Genomic DNA, 3874 nt, shown 5'->3' with positions numbered 1-3874 from the left:
CTTCATCTTGATCAGTGCATCGAGCACCATCGGCCCGCATTCATCGAGATCGATCTCGAACGTGTCGTAGCGCGGGTTTTCGCCGCTGTCGGGATCGTAACGGTAGACCTTGAATTTCTTCAGGCGGCCGCCCGATTTCGCCTCAAACGCCCGACCCTTGCCGGTGATCTTGCTGTTCTGTGGAAGCGTAAACGTGGCCATGGTGTCCCTCTCGAATGCATGCGACCGATGCCTTAGATAGCCACTTTCCGCGCCCGTCTCAACGGCTGATGGCGGACCTGCGCAAAATAAGCCAAAAAGGCCTATCCGACCCCAATATCGCGGCGATCGATGATGCCCTGACGCGCGAGGCTTTCGGCAAGGATGGTCTCCAGCAGATCGGCATGGCTGAAGCCCGCAGCGGCGGCGGATTTGGCCACGACCTTCTCTGACCACAGGTTGCAGTTGAGGTTGATCTCGATGAAGTTGATCGCGCCGGTCTTGCGGTCGAGCCGGAATTCAAGCCGCCCGTAATCGAACGGCTCAAAGGCTGCCGCCACCTTTTGCGCCAGCGCCTCGACCTGCGGGGCGAGGTCAGCATCGGTAAAGCGTTGCAGCGACGACTTTTCGCTGTTGGCGATCAGATCGCGCTTTTCATAATAGGTCCACAGCCGGGTCGGGTCTTCGCGCTCGTAGATCAGCATCGGCAACGGCACCGGGCCGTTGATGCTGATATAGGCGATCTGCACGTCCAGCCCGTCGAGATACGGCTCGACGATGGCGTCATGGCCCTGCTGGTGGATGCCTGCAATGGCGTTGGCCACGCCGTTCCAGTCAAATGCGTCCGAAATGCCCCAGCTGGCCGAAGACGCATTGGGTTTGATGACCCAGCGCTCGGCCTTGGGGCAATCCTCGGGCCGCACTGGCGCGCCCTTGCGATAGCAGAACCACGGCGCGGTGGGCACGCCTGCGGCCTGGCAGACCAGCTTTGAGAGGTGCTTGTCATCGCCCAGCCCGCGAATGATCGGGCTGCCGCCAACATAGTGCAGGCCGTGCATGTTGCACAGCAGCGGGATCATCATCTCGCTGTTGAGGAAGCCGCCGCGATTGAGCAGCGGGAAGACGAAATCGACGTCGGGTTTGGTCAGCAGCACATCATAGCTGTTGGCGACCTGCAGGTTGATTCCCAGGCTTTCCAGCGTGGTGCGCACCTCATGGTGATAGATGGCATGGTTGCCATCCTCCGGATGCATGCTGCCGCCCCACAAAGCGTGCTTGGCCATGAACAAAAAGCGCAGGCGTTCTTTGGCGTCTGCAGGAAGGCGCAGCGGACGGAGTTTATCGGTCTTCATGGGTTCGCTCAGTCTCCAACGCGCACGACGAAGCGTTCAACGCCCGTCATCCGTCAATTACGCCCTATGAACCGCATTCTCCAGCATGAAATGACAGGCGGAGCCTTTGTTCCGGGCAAGGGGGCGCATGCAGCAGCGACCGGCGTGGTCGGTGCTGCATGATCGCCCATATCAGTTGCCGAAGGTGCGCTGCCACCAGCCGCGACGCGGTGTGCCATCGGCGTTGTTCGGCCCGTCGCCGTCGTCGGTGCTGGCGGATGTCGCTGCAGCTGCAGCCTCAGCCGCCGGTGGCAACATTTGTGCGGTGGGCGCTAAGGGGTCGGGATCGGTCTGCTGGGCAGACTTTTCACCTGCCTGCGTGTCCGCCTCGGTTGTTGCGACTTCAACCGGGTCAGCCTTTGCCGCCGCCTTTTTGCGCGGTGCACGTTTTGGCTTGGGCTTGGCCTCGGCGTCTGGCTCGGCGGGCACCGCCTCGGGTGTCGCTTCAACCGCAGCTGCGTCCTCGGTCACCGGCTTTTTGGCGCGTGATTTGCGCTTGGGCTTCGGCTTGGCTTCGGCCTCTGCTGCGTCGGATTCAACCCCAGCATCGGCAGCCAGAGCGGTAACCGCTTCAGCCTCAGCCGCATCATGCTCGGCGACGGACTCGGTGTAAGCCTCTGCCTCGGAATCGGCATGCGGCGTATCGCCGTTGCTGCCGCCCTCATCACCATCACCGGCCTTGCGGTTGCGGCCACCACGACGACCCCGCCGCGCGCGACGCGGCTTCATGTCAACGTCGCTCCCGGCTGGCGCGCCGCCAACCATGTCCGCTTCGGTGTCTTCTGCCGCTGCATCATCTGATGACACGGCTGTTGCCACGTCGTCCCCATCGACATCGGATGCGTCGCGGGCGACGGCAACACCGCGCTGCTCTTCGCCCTGCGCGTCGCCGTCTTCACGGTCACGACGGCTGCGCTTGCCGCGCCTGCGCCGACGTCGCTTGGTGCGGCCACCTTCGCCTTCCTCGGCGGTTTCGGCAGAAGGGGTGCGTTCGGTGCGGTCGTCATCGTCCTGTTGGCTGCGGGCACCCCGTTCGCTGCGGTCACCGCGGTCACTTCGGTCACCGCGGTCATTGCGGTCACCGCGATCACCCCGGTCGCCGCGTCCCTTGCGGGCAGGGCGGCGTTCCTCGACTTCAGGCTCTTCCTCAAAATCGTCCTCGATCTCGTCCTCGGGCTCGTCGTCATCGATGATTGGCTGGAAGGTGACGGTCTTTTCGGGGCGCGGGCCGCTCGCCTGCACCTCCATCCGGGCGCCTTCGTTTTCGCCATTGGGCTGGATACTCACGTGCACGCCGAAGCGTTCCTCAATCTCCGCGATATCGCGGCGCTTGTTGTTGAGGACGTAGATCGTCGCTTCCTGGCTGGTGCGCAGCGTGATGATGCTGCCATGGCCACGCGCCGCCTCTTCTTCGAGCAGGCGCAGCGCGGAAAGCCCTGCCGACGATGCGGTGCGCACCAGGCCGGTGCCATCGCAATGCGGGCACGTGCGGGTCGAGGCTTCGAGCACCCCGGTGCGCAGCCGCTGACGGCTCATTTCCATCAGGCCAAAGCCCGAAATGCGCCCGACCTGGATGCGTGCGCGGTCGCTCTTCAGCGCATCGCGCATGGCCTTTTCGACCTTGCGGACGTTTGAGCCATATTCCATGTCGATAAAGTCGATGACGACCAGTCCCGCCATATCGCGCAGGCGCAGCTGCCGTGCGATCTCGCGTGCCGCTTCAAGGTTGGTGTTGACCGCAGTCGCCTCAATGCCATGTTCCTTGGTGGAACGGCCCGAGTTGATGTCGATCGACACCAAAGCCTCGGTCGGGTTGATCACCAGATAGCCGCCAGATTTGAGCTGGACGACCGGCTCGTACATCGCCGAAAGTTGATCCTCCGCACCGTATCGCTGGAACAGCGGCACCGGATCGGCATAGCTCTTTACCCGGCGCGCGTGGCTCGGCATCAGCAGCTTCATGAAGTCCTTGGCGGCGCGGTAACCCGCCTCGCCTTCGACCAGCACTTCCTCGATGTCGCGGTTGTAGATATCGCGGATCGCGCGCTTGATCAGGTCGCTGTCCGAATGGATGATTTCGGGCGCCGAGGCCTTGAGCGTCCGCTCGCGGATTTCATCCCACAGCCGGGCGAGATAATCAAAGTCGCGCTTGATCTCGGGCTTGGTGCGCGACAGGCCAGCGGTGCGCACGATGCAGCCCATGGTGGCGGGCAGCTTCATCTCGGCGATGATGGTCTTCAAGCGCTTGCGGTCAGTCGCGTTGGAAATCTTGCGGCTGATGCCGCCGCCGTGCGCGCTGTTGGGCATCAGCACGCAATAACGACCGGCAAGCGACAGATAGGTGGTTAGCGCCGCGCCCTTGTTGCCGCGTTCTTCCTTGACGACCTGCACCAGCATCACCTGACGGCGCTGGATGACGTCCTGAATCTTGTAGCGGCGGCGCAGCGCCATGCGCTTGGCGCGGACTTCGTCGACCTGTTTGGCGCGGCTGCGATTGGAACCAT

At 63.1% G+C, this 3874-nt stretch carries 2 protein-coding genes and 1 pseudogene; all 3 read right to left on the bottom strand.

The features are described from left to right. Positions 1–201: pseudogene (locus ACEW8G_RS14110) on the bottom strand (succinate dehydrogenase iron-sulfur subunit); the annotation flags it as partial. Positions 202–302: 101 nt separating this feature from the next. Then, positions 303–1331, bottom strand: coding sequence for a phosphoribosylglycinamide synthetase (locus tag ACEW8G_RS14105; protein ID WP_373489039.1), 1029 nt, complete (start codon positions 1329–1331; stop codon positions 303–305). 171 nt (positions 1332–1502) lie between these two features. Next, the coding region (locus ACEW8G_RS14100; protein WP_373489038.1) for a ribonuclease E/G at positions 1503–3874 on the bottom strand (2372 nt) is incomplete at its 5' end.

Origin of the sequence: Blastomonas sp. (assembly GCF_041747255.1) — a bacterium.
Classification (GTDB): Bacteria; Pseudomonadota; Alphaproteobacteria; order Sphingomonadales; family Sphingomonadaceae; genus Blastomonas.
Note: the sequence above shows the minus strand (reverse complement) of the source record. Positions and strands in the feature narration are given on the sequence as shown.

What these genes read in the sequence shown, in the direction of transcription:
- ACEW8G_RS14105 (WP_373489039.1), bottom strand. Translation starts at nt 1,331, where the DNA reads ATGAAGACCGATAAACTCCGTCCGCTGCGCCTTCCTGCAGACGCCAAA.